We start from the raw sequence: 17,676 nt of genomic DNA on the forward strand, positions 1-17,676 counted from the left end.
CTGTCATTGACTTACCGGGGGCAAGGAGAAGCACATGGAACGATCTGGACATCTCGACACTTTCGCGCGCGACAATCTGCCGCCCGCCGATCAGTGGCCCGAGTTTCTGCTGGACAATCCGGATGTGGCATATCCGGCGCGCATCAATTGCGCCGCCGAACTGCTGGATCGTGTGATCGCTGAGGGCCGCGGCGACGCACCCGCGATTTATTCGGTGGAGAACGGCGCACCGACGGTCACGACGTATCTGGGTTTGCGCGAGATGGTGGATCGCATCTCTCATGTGCTTCGTAATGACATGGCGTTGGTGCCGGGCAATCGCGTGTTGCTGCGTGGTCCGAACAATCTTTTCATGGCTGCGGCGTGGCTGGCGGTGATCAAGGCCGGACTCGTGGGGGTGCCGACGATGCCGCTGCTGCGGGCGAAGGAACTCAAGCAGATCATCGACAAGGCGGAGGTCGGCGCAGCATTGTGCGACGGCCGTCTGAAGGAGGAGCTTGAGTTCAACCGTCAATCGACGCATGAGTACTTCTGTCCGGCATTGACGCAGGTGGTGTATTTCCACGACGTGGGTGAGGACTCACTGGAGGCCCGCATGGCGCGTCAGCCGGCGCACTTCAATGCCTGCGACACGGCGGTGGACGATGTGTGTCTGATCGCCTTCACGAGCGGTACGACGGGACAACCGAAGGGCACGATGCATTTTCATCGCGACGTGCTGGCGATGTGTGATCTGTTCCCCCGCCATGTACTGAAGCCGGGCCCGGACGATATCTTCTGCGGCACTCCCCCGTTAGCGTTCACTTTCGGTACGGGGGGCTTGTTGACGTTCCCGTTGCGTGTTGGTGCGGCGACGGTTTTGTTGGAGAAGCTCACGCCGGACAGTCTGTTGCAGGCGATCGAGCAGTATCGCGCGACGATCTGTTTCACGGCGCCAACGTTTTATCGCCAGATGGCGGCGCTGGTGGACAAGTACGATTTGTCGAGCCTGAAGAAGACGGTCTCGGCAGGCGAGGCGTTGCCCGATGCGACACGTCAGCTATGGAAGCAGGCGTCGGGCATCGAGATGATTGATGGCATTGGTGGCACGGAGATGATCCACATTTTCATCTCGGCAGCGAATGGCGACGTGGTGCCGGGCGCGATCGGCAAGCCGGTGCCGGGCTATATCGCGATGATCGTGGACGAGAACATGCAGCCGCTGCCTCCCGGCAAGGTGGGCAAGCTGGCGGTGAAGGGACCGACCGGTTGCCGGTATCTCGCTGATTCGCGTCAGACGAACTATGTGAAGAACGGCTGGAATCTGCCGGGCGACACGTTTATGTGTGACGAAGCAGGCAATTACTATTATCAAGCCCGCTCGGACGACATGATTGTCTCGGCCGGTTACAACATCGCCGGACCGGAGGTCGAGTCGGCGCTGTTGAAGCATCCGGCGGTGGCTGAGTGCGGTGTGGTGGGTGCGAACGACGAGGCACGCGGTCAGATCGTGAAGGCGTATGTGGTGCTCAAGCCCGGCGAGTCGCGCGACGAAGCGATGGTGAAGGCGCTTCAGGAGTATGTGAAGGCTAACATCGCACCATATAAGTACCCGCGCGCGATCGAGTTTGTCGACGCGTTGCCGCGCACGGAAACGGGTAAGCTGCAACGCTTCAAGCTCCGCCAGTTGGGGCAGTGAGGTAGGGGTGAGCGCTCCAGTCGGCACTCACTCACTTTGTCGATCCTGCTCGCAGGGAGAATGGAATTATGTCGGAGGCTGACGTGAGCGCACACGCATTCGTCAAACCGCTGCTGGTGCGCTTCAAACATTGCGATCCGGCAGGCATCGTGTTTTATCCGCGCTATTTCGAGATGATCAACGATCTGGTCGAAGACTGGTGCGCGGAAGGACTGAACCTGTCGTTCGGCGAGATGCATCTGCGCGACGGCATGGGGGTGCCGACCGCCAATATCGAATGCCGCTTCAGTGCCCCCAGTTTTTTGGGCGAGACGCTATTGCGCTCGCTGGAAGTCACGCGCCTCGGTCGCTCGTCGATGACGCTGCGCATACGGTTCGCCGGTGCAAACGACGAGACGCGTCTACAAGCCACGCTGGTACTGGTCTGGGTCGCGAAGGGCGAGGGCGGAAGACCCTCCCCGATCACGGTACCCCCGGCCCAACGCGAGGCTATTGTGCGCTTTGCCGCACCCGATTCTGTAATTGAAGGAGTGTCCTGATGCTGCAAGTTCTGCAACCGCCCGATTGGGCGAAACCGCGCGGCTACGCCAACGGCATGGCTTTCGAGATGACGGCAGGCAGCCGCATCGTGTTTGTCGGCGGTCAGATCGGCTGGAACGGACAGCAACGTTTCGAAACGGATGATTTCGCTCTGCAAGTCCGTCAGACGCTCGCGAATATCGTGGCAATTCTCGCCGAAGGCAACGCCAAGCCAGAACACATCGTACGCATGACCTGGTACGTGAAGAATAAGCGCGAGTACGTGGAAAGCTATCGCGCCATCGGCGAACACTATCGAGACATCATCGGACGCCATTTCCCCGCCATGACCGCCGTGGAAGTCGCCGATCTTGTTGAGGACGAAGCGAAGGTCGAAATCGAAGTCACCGCTGTTGTGCCCGCCGCTTAGTTTTTTCAGGGCGTGTTGGTTGGGGCCCCTCCTACACCGCCCTCCAGACGGACCGGGGCCCCTTTCCGCCTCTCAGACATAAACCCAACTCGCTGCAGAAAGGGGCCCCGGTCCGTCTCTTTCCCCTTCCTTCGCCCCCTTCTTGCCCACTTCTCGCCTTTACACCGCTCGCTTCGGTTCTTTTCCTCCCTCCCCAAACGCAAAACGCCGGGTTTCCCCGGCGTTTTCGCTGTCCTGCTTCTTTTTCACGCTCTTCTTATGCCGCTTTCTGCGCCGCCCGCGCCGCCTCCAACGCCGCCTGCGTCAACACATACACCCCCGGCAAATCCTGCTCGTCACAGTTGTGACCCTCGCCCCCCCGATCCACCACCACGAAGTCACTCACCTCATGCAACGCCAGTAATGGGTGATGCCATACGCCTCGCGCGTAGTTCACGCCCTGCCAACCCTCCGAGACGAACGCCCTCATCTGACTCACATCCAACTCGCCCGCCGGCGCCACCACCACCAGATACGGCGTCGTCTTCAACGGAATGAACGCCTGACTGCCCAACGGGTGACGCTCCAACATCTTCACCTCATACGGCAACTGCCTCGGCTGCCCACGGAACACGTTCACTAACGTTCGTCCACCCTCCGGACCCAGATCCACCGTCGCCAGATCGTGAAAGCGCTCGGTCGTCCCGCCATTGATCGCGAAATGCTTCGCCCCCGACAACTCGATCACGTCGCCAAACGGCGCAAACGCCTCCCGCGTCAATCGCTCTATCTTCAACGCCAGACCCGCCATGTCACGCTCCTTTTTTTCCCTGCTCGTTGCAGCCTCTCGCATCCTTCCCATCCGTCGCACCCTTTGCTTTCGTCCGGAGGCGAGAGGTCTTCTTTTTGCTGACGTCGCTTACGCCGTCTTCTCGCTCAGGCGGCCCCACAGACGCAGGCGCGATACGCCGCCGTCCGGAATGATGTTGAAGCGGATGTGCGTGATCGCCCCCAGCTTCTGCACCGGCTCTTCAAAGAAGAACTGTTTGTCCATCGCCAGTTTCTGCTCGGGCAACAACACCGGCCAGAACATGGACTGCGTAATCAATGACTGCTCGGTGCCCCCCGTCACGTATGCCGCCTGGATGGAGCAACGATCGGGGAAGTTGCCCTTGAAGTGCGCCGTGTCGACTTCGATTTTGGCAATCTCGCCCGGCTGTGCCAACGCAATGATCGCCCAGTCGTTGCCGGGCTCTCGACGCCGCCGCGTCTCCCACCCATCGCCCATGTTCACGCCACGGCCCGGCATCAACAGGTTCGACGCCAACCCGAAATGCTGGTTGTTCGCCGCTACGATGTAACCGCCATTCTCCATCGCGATCAGGTCGATCAGCTCGTCGCGCGAACGCGCCGCCCAATCGCTCTGCGGCAAGCCATACAGACGCAAGCGGGCCAGACCGCCGTCGGGGTACAGGTTCACGCGCACGTGCGTGACCGGACGCTGGATAGCGATGGCATGGTAGTGATGCGAGTTGCCTTGCAGCGTGGTCGAGGCGAGCAGTTCGAACCACTCGGCGCTCTGGCCCGGTGCACCGTCCGGGCTGTAGCACCCCTCGAGCGACGCCGCCGGCGGGAAGTTGCCGGTGAAGTGGCTGGTGTCCAGATCGACACCGAACAACACGCCCGCCCGCGCGAGCTTGACCACGCACCAGTCGTAGCCGTTCACGCGCTTGCGACGCGTTTCCCAGCCATCCATCCACTTGCCGTTCTCGTCGTATTTGCCGGGAATGAAGACGGCCGGCTCGGGATTGAGCATGCGCTCTTTGGCCGCGAAGAATTCGTCGCTGGCCTCGAGTGCCTGCGCACCCAGGCGCGGATCGGCCAGATTGACGTAACGGCGCACGAATTCCGGTGCGTTCGGATCTTGCGGGGCGAGGGCCATGTTGCTTTTCACTCCAGATAAAGGCGCCGACGTCGCGCGTCGGCAGAATATTCGCTCGGTATCTCTGACGGCTTAAACCATGATGTTCATGGCGTCACCGCCGCGTTAGTCGGGGCAGCACTCTCTTCTGCCGATGTCGCAATCGGTTCGTAGGGCAGGGCGCCATCCAGCACTTTGTGTGCTCGTACGAAGTCGACGTCTTTTTCCCAGGCCGCGACGACGAGCGTTGCCACGCAGTTGCCCAGCAGGTTGGTAATGGCTCGCGCAATGCCCACGAACCAGTCGACAGGCAAAATCAGAACGAGGCCAATGACGGGGATCGCCGGGATGGCCGCCAACGTGGCCGCCAGAATCACGATGGCCGACCCCGGAATGCCATGCGCTCCCTTGGACGTGAGCAAGGACACGAGCACCACAAGGATCAGGTCGTGCATCGACAAGGGGGTGTTGGTCGCCTGCGCAATGAAGATGACGGCAAGGGTCAGGTAGATGGAGAAACCGTCGAGGTTGAAGGAGTAGCCGGTCGGTACGACAAGCCCTACGGTCGATTTCTTGATGCCCATCCACTCGAGCTTGCGCATGATCGCGGGCAACACGGCATCGGACGACGCCGTGCCCAACACGATGGACAACTCTTCACGGAAGTATTTGATGAACTTGAAGATGTTGAAGCCCGCCAGCCGCAATACGCCGCCCAACACGACGGTCACGAAGACGAAGCAGCTCAGGTAGAACACGAGCACCAACAAACCCAACTGCTTGAGCGACGACGCGCCATATTTGCCGGTGGTGAACGCCACGGCGCCCAATACGCCCAACGGCGCCAGCCGGATGATGAACGCCATTACACGGAAGAAAACGTGGCTCAGGTCTTCAATGAATCGCGCCACCGGACGGCCCCGCTCGCCAAGGGCCGCCAATGCACAGCCGAACATGACGGAGAAGACGAGGATTTGCAGTATGTCGCCCTTGGCGAAGGCGTCGGTAATGGTGTCGGGAATGATCTTCAACAGGAACCCCGCGGTGTCTTTCAACCCCTTGGCATTCTCGGTGTACGCCGCCATCGCACTCGGATCGAGACTGCGAATGTCGATGTTCATCCCCTCGCCAGGACGCGTCACCCATGCCAGCACGGCACCAATGACCAACGCGAAGGTGGTGATGATCTCGAAGTACAAAACCGCCTTGATACCCACACGGCCGACTTTGCGCAAATCGCCCGCGCTCGCCATACCACTCACGACGACACAGAAGACGATCGGTCCAATGACCATCTTGATCAATTTCAGAAAGCCATCGCCCAACGGACGCAAGGACTCTCCCAACTGCGGAAACCAAATGCCAAGCGCTACACCCACTATCAACGCAATGACAACTCGGCCAAACAACGAACGGAACAGCTTGGGCATGGTTTGTCTCCTCTGCCTGCGCAAATCACTCTCTCGGATTTCGCGATCTCTACGTCGGACGGACTGCTCTCGGGGGCTGATTTCTTTACTGCAACAACGATTTGGCGCGTTTGACGCCCGCTCATAACATCAGTGTATCCAAACAAGTCATACCGGTCTGACCAGTGATGTTATGGCGAATATTAGAAAGCCAATATAGTCCGGTCAAGACGCGGCTTCTGAGGGGATTCCCTATGGCGGGGCGAGGCTCGACAGTCAGCATGGGCGCGCGTGTGGCTCCGCTCGGGTTCGCCGGTTTTGTTGGCTGAATCCGCCGAAATTCTTGTGAACTTAGCTTTCCGGCGCACAGTCGCACTTGCATCAGGTGTGCTGCCCGGGCCCGTTGTGCTGCGCCGGGCGGTGTGTGCTGATCCCGCGACAACGATAGAAGGGAGGCGCCATGCGGATGAAAGACACGGTGGTCCTTGTCACCGGCAGTGCCCAGGGGATCGGACGCGCCATCGCGATTCGTCTCGCGCAGGAAGGCGCGCGTATCGTGGTGGAAGACCGGCTGAATGGCGCGATGGCCGAGCAGACGCTCGACGCGGTTCGCGCCGCCGGTAGCGATGGTTGTGTGATCGCCGGCGATGTCGGCAATGCCGCCGACGATCGCGCGGTCGTCGCTCAGGCGATCAAGGCAATGGGGCGTCTCGATGTGCTGGTCAACAACGCGGGCGTGGAGCGTCGCGCTCCGTTTCTCGACGTGACGGAGGCTGATTACGATCTCGTGATGAACGTGAATCTGAAAGGCGCTTTCTTCCTCACGCAAGCGTTCGTGCAACATCTCCGGGATACGAAGCGCGGCGGACGCATCGTCAACGTCAGTTCGGTTCACGAGGAATTGCCGTTTCCTCACTTCACGAGCTATTGCGCCAGCAAAGGCGGTATGAAGATGATGATGCGCAACCTGGCGATCGAACTCGCACCGCTTGGCATTACGGTCAATAACGTGGCGCCCGGCGCCGTTGGCACACCGATCAATCAGCAACTCCTCGCCAACAAGGCGCAGCTTGCCGCACTGCTCGCGAACATTCCGCTTGGCCGTCTCGCCGACCCGAGCGAAGTCGCCAACGCAGTGCTGTTTCTCGCCTCGCCCGAAGCGAGTTATGTCACCGGCACCACGCTGTTCGTCGACGGCGGCTTGCTCTGGAATTACTCGGAGCAATGACGATGACGGATACCGCGCAACGCTCGCTCGCCCTCGGCGGCATGACCCCGGGCGTCTCGCACTCTGCACCGTCGGATGTGCTCACGCCGGCGGACCGCTATCAGGAGTTGTTCGTCGCCGTGCAGACGCAACGCATTTTCCCCGACAGCAAGACGTTCGTGGACTGCGTGCCTGCGCTCGCCCCGGAAGAGGTTCTGCGCCGGTATCGCGAGGACGCCGCTAACCCCGGTTTCGATCTCTCGCGCTTTGTGGCGGACTATTTCACGCACGAACGTACGCCCGCCAGTCACTATGTGTCGGACCCGGGGCAGCGCCTTGTCGACCATATCGACGGGCTTTGGGACGTGCTCACGCGATTTCCCGAAGCGCATCCGGCCTATAGCTCGCTGTTGCCGATTCCCCGGCCGTATGTGGTGCCGGGCGGACGCTTCCACGAGCTTTACTACTGGGACTCCTATTTCACGATGCTGGGTCTTGCTCGCAGCGGCCGGCACGATCTGCTCGCGAGCATGGCCGATAATTTCTCGTTTCTCATCGAGACTTACGGCCATATTCCGAACGGCAACCGCACGTACTATCTGAGCCGCTCGCAGCCACCCATGTACGGCCTGATGGTGGCGCTGTTCGAGTCGCACGGCGTGGCGCGCGCACTGCAATATCTGCCTCACCTGCGTCGCGAATACGATTACTGGATGGAGGGCGAGGCGTCGCTCGCACCGGGCGATGCCTGCCGTCATCTCGTGCGCATGCCCGACGGCGCGCTTCTCAATCGCTATTGGGACGAGCGCGACACACCTCGCGAAGAGGGCTATCTGGAGGACGTGAGCACGGCGCGTAACGCGCCGGGGCGTCCGGCCGGTGAGGTCTACCGCGATCTTCGCGCCGGCGCCGCTTCGGGCTGGGACTTCAGTTCGCGCTGGCTGGACGACGTCAACGATCTGTCGTCGATCCGCACGACGGCTATCGTGCCGGTCGATCTGAACAGCTTTCTCTACGCCTCGGAAGTGCAGATTTCCCGGCTGAGCGACGGTGCCGGCGACACTGGCGCGGCTCGGGCGTTCGCCGCGCGTGCGCAGGCGCGGCGCGAGGCGATGACACGCTATCTCTGGTGCGAGAGTGAGGGCGCCTTTCTCGATTACGACTGGCAGCGTGGCGAGCAACGCCCGCAGCTATCGGCCGCGCTGGCTGCGCCTCTTTTTGTCGGTTTGGCGTCGCCGGAACAGGCCAGCCGTTCTGCGCGAACGATCGGCGAACGGCTTCTCGCCGCTGGCGGTCTGCGCACGACACAGGCGTCGAGCCTTCAGCAATGGGACCCGCCCAACGGTTGGGCGCCGCTGCAATGGATCGCGATCCACGGGCTTCGCAGCTACGGCGAAAGCCGGCTCGCCAACGAGATTGCCCATCGGTGGCTCGCCACGGTCGGTGCACTCTACGCCCGCGAAAGCAAACTCGTCGAAAAGTACTCGCTCCACACCAGCGACGCCATGTGCGCCTGCGGCGGCGGGGGCGGGGAGTACCCGCTTCAGGACGGCTTCGGCTGGACTAACGGCGTGGTGCGACGCCTTCTCGGCGATCATCCGGAACACCCCGCCCATCAGGCGACGGCGCAAGGCCGCCCACCTCGGCGCACGCGCGGGTAGGACCTGACGGGATATTTGGCGTCGTACAATGCGCCATACGTATCCCCGCATTCCCAGTGAGGCCTCATGAAGCATTCGGCGCATGCCGTAACCGACGCCGCCGTCGCCATCATTCGCGAGCGCATTGAACGCCAGGTCTATCCCGCCGGCGCCATGCTGCCGTCGCAGCGCCAACTCGCCGAAGAGCTGGCGATCAGTCGAGCCTCGCTGCGAGAAGCCCTCTCTACGCTCGAAGCGCTCGGCATGGTTGCGATCCGCCCGGGTAAGGGCGTGTATGTGAACGACGCCTCGGCGCGTCTGGGCGTGGCGTGGCGCTTTGCGGACCAGATATCGCTCGCGGACACCTATCAGCTACGCTACGCCCTGGAAGGCTTCTCCGCCCGGCTTGCCGCCCACGCCGCGAGCGCCAGCGAAATCGAGTGGCTCACGGATAACGTCGAGATGATGAAGGGCGCACTGATCGACGGCGATGTCGATACCGCCGCCCAACTCGACTTCGCGTTCCACTTGCGGATCGTGGGACTCGCCGGGAATGCCGCTATCGCCGATATCCTGCGCGGCAGCACCGAAATCGTCATGGAAAGCCAGCGCCTGCCGTTCTACCAGCGCGAACGGGTGCTTTCCACCTATCATGAACATCTGGAGATTCTCGAGGCCCTGCGACGCCGCGACGGCGCCGCCGCAGGCGCCGCAATGGAGCGCCATATCGTGCTGGCGGCCCAGCGGGCGGGCATTCACTTCCCTATCCCCTCTGCGTATTCGTCAGCCGGCGGCCTTACCCTCCGGGAGAACGCAGAGCGTACTGATGTGCCACACGTTCAGCTTTGAGATGATTGGGATTTGCGCTATACTTTGAAGGTTTTAGTCATTTAACCCTCACCCTAGCGCCTACCCGCCTGACATCTCGTCCGCAGTCCGAGCATCCGCTGTGCGCATATTCCGCGCAATTCCGGTGCCCGCGCTGATGTCATCGCGGCGGACGATGGGGCTGGCAGCCGGGGTGAACCCTTCAGGAGTTTCCCGTGCTGCCGTCATTCCCACCCGCCATTCTCGCGCTCGCTGACGGCACGGTCTTTCGTGGGTACGCCATTGGCGCTGCCGGTCACACGATTGGTGAAGTCGTGTTCAACACCGCAATCACCGGCTATCAGGAAATCCTCACCGACCCCAGCTATGCGCGTCAGATCGTCACGTTGACGTATCCGCACATCGGCAACACGGGCGTCAACGGTGAAGACGTCGAAGCCACGAAAGTCCATGCCGCAGGCCTGATCATCAAGGATCTGCCGATCCTCGACTCGAATTTCCGAGCCAACAAGACGCTGTCGCAATACCTGAAGGACGAAGGCGTCGTAGCCATCGCCGGCATCGATACGCGCCGCCTCACCCGTATCCTGCGCGAGAAGGGCGCCCAGAACGGCTGCATCCTCGCCGGCGAAGAAGCCGACGAAGGCAAAGCCGTCGCCCTGGCCCAATCCTTCCCGGGACTGGCGGGTATGGACCTCGCCAAGGTTGTCTCGACCACGGAGACGTACTCGTGGACGGAAACGGAATGGCGGCTGGGTGAAGGCTACGGTGAGCAGAAAGACCCGAAATTCCACGTGGTCGCTCTCGACTACGGCGTCAAGCGCAATATTCTGCGCATGCTCGCCGAACGTGGTTGCAAGGTCACTGTCCTGCCTGCCCAAAGCTCGGCCGACGACGTGTTTGCGCTGAATCCGGATGGCGTGTTCCTCTCGAACGGTCCCGGCGATCCCGAGCCGTGCGACTACGCCATTGCCGCTACGAAGACCTTCCTCGAGCGCCGCATCCCGACGTTCGGCATCTGCCTTGGCCACCAGATCATGGGCCTGGCCGTGGGCGCCAAAACGCTCAAGATGAAGACTGGCCACCACGGTGCCAACCACCCGGTCAAAGATCTCGCAACCGGCCGTGTGGTCATCACGTCGCAAAACCATGGCTTCGCCGTGGACGCGAACAGCTTGCCGGCCAACGCGCGCGTCTCGCATGTGTCGTTGTTCGACGGTACGCTGCAAGGCTTCGAGCTCACGGATCGCCCGGCATTCTGCTTCCAGGGACACCCGGAAGCGTCGCCCGGCCCGCACGACATCGGCTATCTGTTCGACCGCTTCGTGCAGTCGATGGCCGACGCCAAGCAGCCGGCGTAAGCACAGGTTCGACGAGACACGCATAAGGACTCACGCATCATGCTCGGAAACTCGATCGGCATCGTCAACCTCTGGACCTATCTGGCCGGGGTGGTGGTGGTCATTCTGCTGCCGGGGCCGAACTCGCTCTACGTGCTGTCGGTGGCCGCACAGCGCGGTGTTCGCCATGGTTATGCAGGGGCGTGCGGCGTGTTCCTCGGCGACACCATCCTCATGACGTTGGCGGCCGCAGGCGTGGCGTCGCTGCTGCACGCACAGCCGGCGCTGTTCTTCGTGGTGAAGTACCTCGGTGCGGCCTACCTTTGCTGGATGGGGCTGAACATGCTGCGCGGTGCGCTGGCCGATGCGCGAGCCGCACGGGCGGGCGAGGGTGCAGCAGTCGCCGCGCCCAAACAGGTCGACGCCGATCACCCGTTCAAGCGCGCGCTGTTCATCAGCTTGCTGAACCCGAAGGCGATCCTGTTCTGCGTGTCGTTTTTCATCCAGTTCGTCGATCCGGGCTACGCCTACCCCGCCGTGTCGTTTGCGGTGCTGGGCGTGATCGTGCAGACCTGTAGTTTCCTGTATCTGAGCACGCTGATCCTGGCCGGTTACCGCCTGGCCGAGCACTTCCGGCAACGTCGCCGGTTGAGCGCCGGGGCAACCGGCGGCGTGGGCGCGCTGTTCGTCGGCTTCGGTGTGAAGCTCGCGACCGCGACGCTGAGTTAAATTTTTGTTGAGAACGTTATGCCAAAGCGCACAGACATCAAGAGCATCCTCATCATCGGCGCCGGCCCGATCATCATCGGTCAGGCATGCGAATTCGACTATTCCGGCGCACAGGCCTGCAAGGCGCTGCGCGAGGAAGGCTACAAGGTCATTCTGATCAACAGCAACCCTGCCACGATCATGACCGACCCGGATACGGCCGACGTGACCTACATCGAGCCGATTACCTGGGAAGTCGTCGAGCGCATCATCGCCAAGGAGCGCCCGGATGCCATCCTGCCGACGATGGGGGGGCAGACCGCACTCAATTGCGCGCTCGACTTGCACCGCCACGGCGTGCTCGACAAGTACAAGGTGGAGCTGATCGGCGCATCGCCGGAAGCCATCGACAAGGCCGAAGACCGTCTGAAGTTCAAGGACGCCATGACCAAGATCGGTCTTGGTTCGGCCAAGTCGGGGATCGCCCACTCGATGGAAGACGCTCTCGCCGTGCAAGCCCAGATCACCGCCGAGATCGGTGGCAGCGGCTACCCGATGGTGATTCGTCCGTCGTTCACGCTCGGCGGCTCGGGCGGCGGCATTGCCTATAACCGCGAAGAATTCGAAGAGATCTGCAAACGTGGTCTCGACCTCTCGCCCACGCGCGAACTGCTCATCGAAGAGTCGCTGCTGGGCTGGAAGGAATACGAGATGGAAGTCGTGCGCGACCGCGCCGATAACTGCATCATCGTTTGCTCGATCGAAAACCTCGACCCGATGGGCGTGCACACCGGCGACTCGATCACCGTTGCGCCGGCCCAGACGCTGACCGACAAGGAATACCAACTGCTGCGTAACGCATCGCTGGCGGTGTTGCGTGAAATCGGCGTGGAAACGGGCGGCTCGAACGTCCAGTTCTCGATCAATCCGAAGGACGGCCGTATGGTCGTCATCGAAATGAACCCGCGCGTGTCGCGCTCGTCGGCCCTCGCGTCGAAGGCGACCGGCTTCCCGATCGCGAAGATCGCCGCCAAGCTGGCGATCGGCTACACGCTCGATGAGCTGCGCAACGAAATCACCGGCGGCGCTACGCCGGCGTCGTTCGAGCCGACCATCGACTATGTCGTGACCAAGGTGCCGCGCTTCGCCTTCGAGAAATTCCGCGAAGCCGATGCCCGCCTGACCACGCAGATGAAGTCGGTCGGCGAAGTGATGGCCATGGGCCGCACGTTCCAGGAATCGTTCCAGAAGGCCCTGCGCGGTCTCGAAGTCGGCGTGGACGGTCTGGACGAAAAGTCGACCGACCGCGACGAAATCGTTGCCGAAATCGGCGAACCGGGCCCGGACCGTATCTGGTATGTGGGCGATGCATTCCGCCTGGGCATGAGCCTTGAAGAGGTGTACGCCGAGACGGCCATCGACCCGTGGTTCCTCGCTCAGCTCGAAGCGATCGTCAAGAAGGAACAGGCCCTGTCGGGCCGCACGCTGGAAAGCCTGAGCACCGAGGAACTGCGCTTCCTCAAGCAGAGCGGCTTCTCGGATCGTCGCCTGGCCAAGCTGCTCGGTACCGACCAGACCGCCGTGCGCCGTGCCCGTATCGCTCAGAAGGTGCGCCCGGTCTACAAGCGCGTGGACACCTGCGCTGCTGAATTCTCGACCAACACCGCCTACATGTACTCGACCTACGAGGAAGAGTGCGAAGCCCAGCCGACCGACAAGAAGAAGATCATGGTGCTCGGCGGCGGCCCGAACCGTATCGGTCAGGGTATCGAGTTCGACTACTGCTGCGTGCACGCGGCCCTCGCGCTGCGTGAGGACGGGTACGAGACCATCATGGTCAACTGCAACCCGGAAACGGTGTCGACGGACTACGATACGTCGGATCGCCTGTACTTCGAACCGGTGACGCTGGAAGACGTGCTGGAAATCGTCGACCTCGAAAAGCCGGTTGGCGTGATCGTGCAGTACGGTGGCCAGACCCCGCTCAAGCTCGCTCTCGACCTTGAAGCGAACGGCGTGCCGATTGTCGGCACGAGCCCGGACATGATCGATGCCGCCGAAGATCGCGAGCGCTTCCAGAAGCTGTTGCACGACCTCGGCCTGCGTCAACCGCCGAACCGTACGGCCCGTGCCGAAGACGAAGCGCTGAAGCTTGCCGCCGAGATCGGCTATCCGCTGGTCGTGCGTCCGTCGTATGTGCTGGGCGGCCGTGCCATGGAAATTGTCCACGAGCCGCGTGACCTCGAGCGCTACATGCGTGAAGCCGTCAAGGTGAGCAACGACAGCCCGGTGCTGCTCGACCGTTTCCTCGACGACGCGATCGAGTGCGACGTCGACTGCATTTCGGACGGCACCGATGTCTACATCGGCGGCGTGATGGAGCATATCGAACAGGCTGGCGTGCACTCGGGCGACTCGGCTTGCTCGTTGCCGCCGTACTCGCTGTCGGCCGAGACGATTGCCGAACTCAAGCGTCAGACGGCTGCGATGGCCCGTGCGCTGAACGTGGTCGGTCTGATGAACGTGCAGTTCGCGATTCAGCAGGGTAACGGCGTCGACACGATCTACGTGCTCGAAGTCAACCCGCGCGCCTCGCGTACGGTGCCGTACGTCTCGAAGGCGACTGGCCGCCAACTGGCCAAGATCGCCGCCCGTGCGATGGTCGGTCAGTCGCTCAAGTCGCAAGGCGTGACGAGCGAAGTGACGCCGCCGTACTTCAGCGTCAAGGAAGCGGTTTTCCCGTTCGTGAAGTTCCCGGGCGTCGACCCGGTGCTTGGACCGGAAATGCGTTCGACCGGGGAGGTGATGGGTGTCGGCCGCACGTTCGGCGAAGCGCTCTTCAAGTCGCAACTGGCTGCCGGCTCGCGCCTGCCGACGTCGGGCACGGTGCTGCTCACGGTGAAGGACGCCGACAAGCCGCGCGCGGTTGAAGTCGCCCGCATGCTGCACGCGCTGGGTTACCCGATCGTGGCGACGCGCGGTACGGCGGCTGCGATCGAAGCCGCCGGCATTCCGGTGCGTGTGGTCAACAAGGTGAAGGACGGCCGTCCGCACATTGTCGACATGATCAAGAACGGCGAGATCGCGCTGGTGTTCACCACGGTGGACGAAACCCGCACGGCAATCGCCGATTCGCGCTCGATCCGCATGTCGGCGCAGGCCCACAAGGTCACGTATTACACGACGATCTCGGGTGCGCGTGCCGCGGTGGAAGGGCTGAAGTATCTGCAGAACCTCGAGGTGTACGACCTTCAGGGCCTGCACGCTTCGCTGCCTGCCTGAACGTCTGCCGTCTGAGGCAGGCGATACGGGCCTGAGCAGGGCGTCGTCGCAAAAAATGGCGCCGCCGTTGGGGAACCGATCTCCGGCGGGGGCGCCAAATGCTTCATATGTGGCGGGATGTCGCTCGGCCAACCCTCTGGTTGGCAGCGTCGGCAACTCTGCTACACTAATGCCACATAGGTGTCACAGCCGCGGTCAAGCGGCGTTCGCAAAAAGTGCGAATGCGGCTTTGCTGCGGCAATTTTTTTGTCTTTCGGAACAACGCGCATGAGTACCATTCCTCTGACCAAACGAGGCGCCGAGCTGCTCAAGGAAGAGCTGCACCGCCTGAAGTCCGTCGAACGTCCGAACGTGATCACTGCGATTGCTGAAGCCCGTGCGCAGGGCGATCTGTCGGAAAACGCGGAATACGACGCCGCGAAGGAAAAGCAGGGCTTTATCGAGGGGCGTATCGCCGATCTCGAGTCGAAGCTCTCGGCGGCCCAGATCATCGACCCGTCGGCACTCGATGCCGAAGGCCGAGTAGTGTTCGCCGCGACCGTTGAACTCGAAGACCTCGAGAACGGCGGCAAAGTGCAGTATCAGATCGTTGGCGACGATGAGGCCGATCTGGAACACGGCAAGATTTCGGTGAGTTCGCCGATCGCACGTGCGCTCATTGGCAAGTACGCAGGCGATGTGGCCGAAGTGCAGGCCCCGAGCGGCGTGCGTGAGTACGAGATCATCGATGTCCGCTACGTCTGACGTGACGTCTGCAGGCGGCGCGCCGCGGCTGGAACGGCTGTTCCGACTGATCGCGACCGTCTGGTGCGGTAGTCAGTGGGCTATCGGCTATATCGTGGCGCCCACGCTCTTCGCCGTGCTGGAGTCTCGCACGGTGGCCGGCACGGTCGCCGGCCGGCTGTTTCACACGCAGGCCTGGCTGAGCCTTGTTTGCGGCGTGCTGCTGGTCTGGCTGGCAACGGCGCTCATCGCCCGCACGAGCGACGCTCGCGCTGCACGATGCTATCGTGGTCTGCGCTGGCTGGCAGTGGCAATGATGGTCTGCGTGCTGATCAGTTGGTTCGGCTTGCAACCGTTCATGGCCGATTTGCGTGCACAGGCGGAAGCGTCTGGCGTCGAGATCGGTCAATCGCCGTTCGCCGCGCGCTTCGGCGTGCTCCATGGCCTGTCGAGCGGCATTTATTTGCTGCAAAGCTTGCTCGGTATTGCGCTGATCTGGCGTCAGCCGGTGCGCGGCTAATTGCCGCAGGGCGCGCGAAGGCGCTAGCCTCGCGGCTTGCCACCCGATCGCCTCAACCATAAAAAAACGCGCCCGATTAGGGCGCGTCTTTTCGAGGGTTGGCGGAACAGCTTGATCGGCCAGCCGTTCGCTTAGTCGTTGCGCTGGCGCTTGACGCTGGTCTGGCGCTTCTTGGCGCGCTTGACGATACCACCGGCGGTCATGCGCTCGTTGCCTGCGACGGTGACTTTCTTGACCGTGGGGCGACGTCCGGAATTGGTGCTGTTCTTGATGACCGTGACGGTGCGCGGAGCACGGCCCTTGACCGTTGCGCCAGTACCACTGGTTCTGGCGCGAGCCGGCACTTCCTTTTCGTCCGGAGTGGGGCGGTACAGAACAAGCAGTTTGCCGATGTGTTGCACCGGCGCTGCACCGAGTTGGTCGCAGATCGATTCGTAAATGGCCACGCGCGCATCGCGTTCGTCGCCGAACACGCGTACCTTGATCAGTTCGTGGGCCTTCAGGGCGCCGTCGATTTCCTTGAGCACCGCCGGCGTCAAGCCGTCGGCGCCGATCAGAACGACAGGATTCAGCGCATGGGCGGCGGAGCGCAAGTCGGCGCGTTGCGCCGGGGTCAGGGTCAAAGCGGGCATAGAGGACAGACGAGACAAACGAGTTAGGATGCGCCCGCAAGCGGTAGCCACAACGCCTGCATGACTGCTGGCTGGCAAACGGATTTTGGGCGCGCAAGGGCGTATTATCCTGCAAATTCGCAGCGTTTTTGAAGAATTATGGCAAAAAACCGTTTCAGCCATGCGTGGCTGCACGATCACATCAACGATCCCTACGTCAAAATGGCGCAGCGCGAGGGCTATCGCGCCCGCGCAGCGTACAAACTCAAGGAGATCGACGAGCAGGACCGGCTGATCAAGCCCGGTCAGGTCATCGTCGACCTGGGATCGACGCCGGGGAGCTGGAGCCAGTACGCGCGCAACAAGCTCGCGGGCGGCAAGCGTACCGAGGGCGGCATCGACGGCACGATCATCGCGCTGGATATCCTCCCGATGGAACCGATTGCCGATGTTCACTTTTTACAGGGTGACTTCCGCGAAGACAGCGTGCTGGAGCAACTGGAAGAAATCGTGGCTGGACGCAAAGTCGACCTTGTAGTTTCCGACATGGCCCCCAACTTGTCCGGTGTGGCATCGGCCGATGCGGCGCGGATCGAGCATTTATGCGATCTTGCGCTGGATTTTGCTCAGCGGCACCTGAAACCCGAGGGGGCGTTACTGGTCAAATGTTTTCACGGCAGCGGCTATAGCCAGATTGTCGAAAAATTCAAACAACAGTTCAAAACGGTGGCGCCGCGTAAGCCCAAGGCGTCACGGGACAAATCCTCCGAAACGTTCATTCTCGGTCGGGGTCTGAAAAATCCGGGTTGATGCCCGTCAAACCGGCGCACTGGCGCTATGGTGGCGGTAAAGAATCACTATGGCGGTGCGCCTGCGAGTGG

At 62.0% G+C, this 17,676-nt stretch carries 16 protein-coding genes; 12 read left to right on the plus strand and 4 right to left on the minus strand.

Features of this window, described 5'->3' with window-relative positions; translation table 11 throughout:
- The first annotated feature begins 34 nt into the window (after positions 1-34).
- The 3 genes from AT395_RS08735 (at position 35) to AT395_RS08745 (ending at position 2,627) form a co-directional block, all read left to right on the plus strand.
- Positions 35-1,678: an AMP-binding protein gene (locus AT395_RS08735; protein ID WP_042112123.1), complete on the plus strand. Its 1,644-nt coding sequence runs from the start codon at positions 35-37 to the stop codon at positions 1,676-1,678.
- A 68-nt stretch (positions 1,679-1,746) separates the two neighbouring features.
- Complete coding sequence (locus AT395_RS08740) at positions 1,747-2,217, plus strand: acyl-CoA thioesterase (protein ID WP_042112121.1); 471 nt, start codon at positions 1,747-1,749, stop codon at positions 2,215-2,217.
- Between the two features lie 2 nt (positions 2,218-2,219).
- Positions 2,220-2,627, plus strand: coding sequence for a RidA family protein (locus AT395_RS08745; protein WP_042117041.1), 408 nt, complete (start codon positions 2,220-2,222; stop codon positions 2,625-2,627).
- A 256-nt stretch (positions 2,628-2,883) separates the two neighbouring features.
- Here AT395_RS08745 and AT395_RS08750 read toward each other — a convergent pair whose 3' ends face one another.
- The 3 genes from AT395_RS08750 to AT395_RS08760 form a co-directional block, all read right to left on the minus strand.
- The gene (locus tag AT395_RS08750) at positions 2,884-3,417 is read right to left on the minus strand and encodes an ureidoglycolate lyase (protein WP_042112120.1); all 534 of its coding nucleotides are present in this window, start codon (positions 3,415-3,417) and stop codon (positions 2,884-2,886) included.
- A 108-nt stretch (positions 3,418-3,525) separates the two neighbouring features.
- On the minus strand, positions 3,526-4,548 hold the full coding sequence (gene alc / locus AT395_RS08755; protein WP_058375309.1) for an allantoicase: 1,023 nt from the start codon (positions 4,546-4,548) through the stop codon (positions 3,526-3,528).
- An 86-nt stretch (positions 4,549-4,634) separates the two neighbouring features.
- Complete coding sequence (locus tag AT395_RS08760; protein WP_042112113.1) at positions 4,635-5,957, minus strand: C4-dicarboxylate transporter DctA; 1,323 nt, start codon at positions 5,955-5,957, stop codon at positions 4,635-4,637.
- 439 nt (positions 5,958-6,396) lie between these two features.
- Between AT395_RS08760 and AT395_RS08765 the strand changes: the two genes are divergently transcribed.
- The 8 genes from AT395_RS08765 (at position 6,397) to AT395_RS08800 (ending at position 16,184) form a co-directional block, all read left to right on the plus strand.
- Positions 6,397-7,164, plus strand: a complete 768-nt coding sequence (locus tag AT395_RS08765) for an SDR family NAD(P)-dependent oxidoreductase (RefSeq protein ID WP_042112110.1) — start codon at positions 6,397-6,399, stop codon at positions 7,162-7,164.
- Positions 7,165-7,166: 2 nt separating this feature from the next.
- Positions 7,167-8,804 carry an alpha,alpha-trehalase TreF gene (gene treF / locus AT395_RS08770; RefSeq protein ID WP_224787614.1) on the plus strand — a complete coding sequence of 546 codons (1,638 nt, stop codon included), beginning with the start codon at positions 7,167-7,169 and terminating at the stop codon, positions 8,802-8,804.
- A 66-nt stretch (positions 8,805-8,870) separates the two neighbouring features.
- Positions 8,871-9,632: a FadR/GntR family transcriptional regulator gene (locus AT395_RS08775; RefSeq protein WP_048627557.1), complete on the plus strand. Its 762-nt coding sequence runs from the start codon at positions 8,871-8,873 to the stop codon at positions 9,630-9,632.
- A gap of 194 nt (positions 9,633-9,826) precedes the next feature.
- The gene (gene carA, locus AT395_RS08780; RefSeq protein WP_042112107.1) at positions 9,827-10,972 is read left to right on the plus strand and encodes a glutamine-hydrolyzing carbamoyl-phosphate synthase small subunit; all 1,146 of its coding nucleotides are present in this window, start codon (positions 9,827-9,829) and stop codon (positions 10,970-10,972) included.
- A gap of 39 nt (positions 10,973-11,011) precedes the next feature.
- A complete protein-coding gene (leuE, locus tag AT395_RS08785; RefSeq protein WP_042112105.1) occupies positions 11,012-11,680 on the plus strand; it encodes a leucine efflux protein LeuE in 669 nt (222 codons plus the stop codon).
- A gap of 18 nt (positions 11,681-11,698) precedes the next feature.
- A complete protein-coding gene (gene carB / locus AT395_RS08790; RefSeq protein WP_048627556.1) occupies positions 11,699-14,941 on the plus strand; it encodes a carbamoyl-phosphate synthase large subunit in 3,243 nt (1,080 codons plus the stop codon).
- A gap of 267 nt (positions 14,942-15,208) precedes the next feature.
- The gene (gene greA, locus AT395_RS08795) at positions 15,209-15,685 is read left to right on the plus strand and encodes a transcription elongation factor GreA (protein ID WP_042112102.1); all 477 of its coding nucleotides are present in this window, start codon (positions 15,209-15,211) and stop codon (positions 15,683-15,685) included.
- Positions 15,669-16,184 (plus strand): DUF4149 domain-containing protein, encoded by a 516-nt coding sequence (locus tag AT395_RS08800; RefSeq protein WP_042112100.1) that lies wholly within the window; start codon positions 15,669-15,671, stop codon positions 16,182-16,184. Before greA ends, AT395_RS08800 begins: the two co-directional genes overlap by 17 nt.
- A gap of 131 nt (positions 16,185-16,315) precedes the next feature.
- Here the strand turns inward: AT395_RS08800 and yhbY are convergent, their stop codons facing one another.
- On the minus strand, positions 16,316-16,816 hold the full coding sequence (yhbY, locus tag AT395_RS08805) for a ribosome assembly RNA-binding protein YhbY (RefSeq protein WP_042112098.1): 501 nt from the start codon (positions 16,814-16,816) through the stop codon (positions 16,316-16,318).
- A 138-nt stretch (positions 16,817-16,954) separates the two neighbouring features.
- Here yhbY and AT395_RS08810 point away from each other — a divergent pair, with 138 nt between their 5' ends.
- Positions 16,955-17,605, plus strand: coding sequence for an RlmE family RNA methyltransferase (locus AT395_RS08810; RefSeq protein WP_042112096.1), 651 nt, complete (start codon positions 16,955-16,957; stop codon positions 17,603-17,605).
- Positions 17,606-17,676 lie beyond the last annotated feature (71 nt).

The sequence above is a fragment of the Pandoraea apista genome (assembly GCF_001465595.2).
Taxonomy (GTDB): Bacteria; Pseudomonadota; Gammaproteobacteria; order Burkholderiales; family Burkholderiaceae; genus Pandoraea; species Pandoraea apista.

Coding starts and splice junctions, on each gene's coding strand:
- carB (WP_048627556.1), top strand. CDS start 11,699: ATGCCAAAGCGCACAGACATCAAGAGCATCCTCATCATCGGCGCCGGC.
- AT395_RS08765 (WP_042112110.1), top strand. CDS start 6,397: ATGCGGATGAAAGACACGGTGGTCCTTGTCACCGGCAGTGCCCAGGGG.
- yhbY (WP_042112098.1), bottom strand. CDS start 16,816: ATGCCCGCTTTGACCCTGACCCCGGCGCAACGCGCCGACTTGCGCTCC.
- AT395_RS08760 (WP_042112113.1), bottom strand. CDS start 5,957: ATGCCCAAGCTGTTCCGTTCGTTGTTTGGCCGAGTTGTCATTGCGTTG.
- AT395_RS08750 (WP_042112120.1), bottom strand. CDS start 3,417: ATGGCGGGTCTGGCGTTGAAGATAGAGCGATTGACGCGGGAGGCGTTT.
- AT395_RS08810 (WP_042112096.1), top strand. CDS start 16,955: ATGGCAAAAAACCGTTTCAGCCATGCGTGGCTGCACGATCACATCAAC.
- alc (WP_058375309.1), bottom strand. CDS start 4,548: ATGGCCCTCGCCCCGCAAGATCCGAACGCACCGGAATTCGTGCGCCGT.
- AT395_RS08775 (WP_048627557.1), top strand. CDS start 8,871: ATGAAGCATTCGGCGCATGCCGTAACCGACGCCGCCGTCGCCATCATT.
- AT395_RS08735 (WP_042112123.1), top strand. CDS start 35: ATGGAACGATCTGGACATCTCGACACTTTCGCGCGCGACAATCTGCCG.
- AT395_RS08740 (WP_042112121.1), top strand. CDS start 1,747: ATGTCGGAGGCTGACGTGAGCGCACACGCATTCGTCAAACCGCTGCTG.
- greA (WP_042112102.1), top strand. CDS start 15,209: ATGAGTACCATTCCTCTGACCAAACGAGGCGCCGAGCTGCTCAAGGAA.
- treF (WP_224787614.1), top strand. CDS start 7,167: ATGACGGATACCGCGCAACGCTCGCTCGCCCTCGGCGGCATGACCCCG.
- leuE (WP_042112105.1), top strand. CDS start 11,012: ATGCTCGGAAACTCGATCGGCATCGTCAACCTCTGGACCTATCTGGCC.
- AT395_RS08800 (WP_042112100.1), top strand. CDS start 15,669: ATGTCCGCTACGTCTGACGTGACGTCTGCAGGCGGCGCGCCGCGGCTG.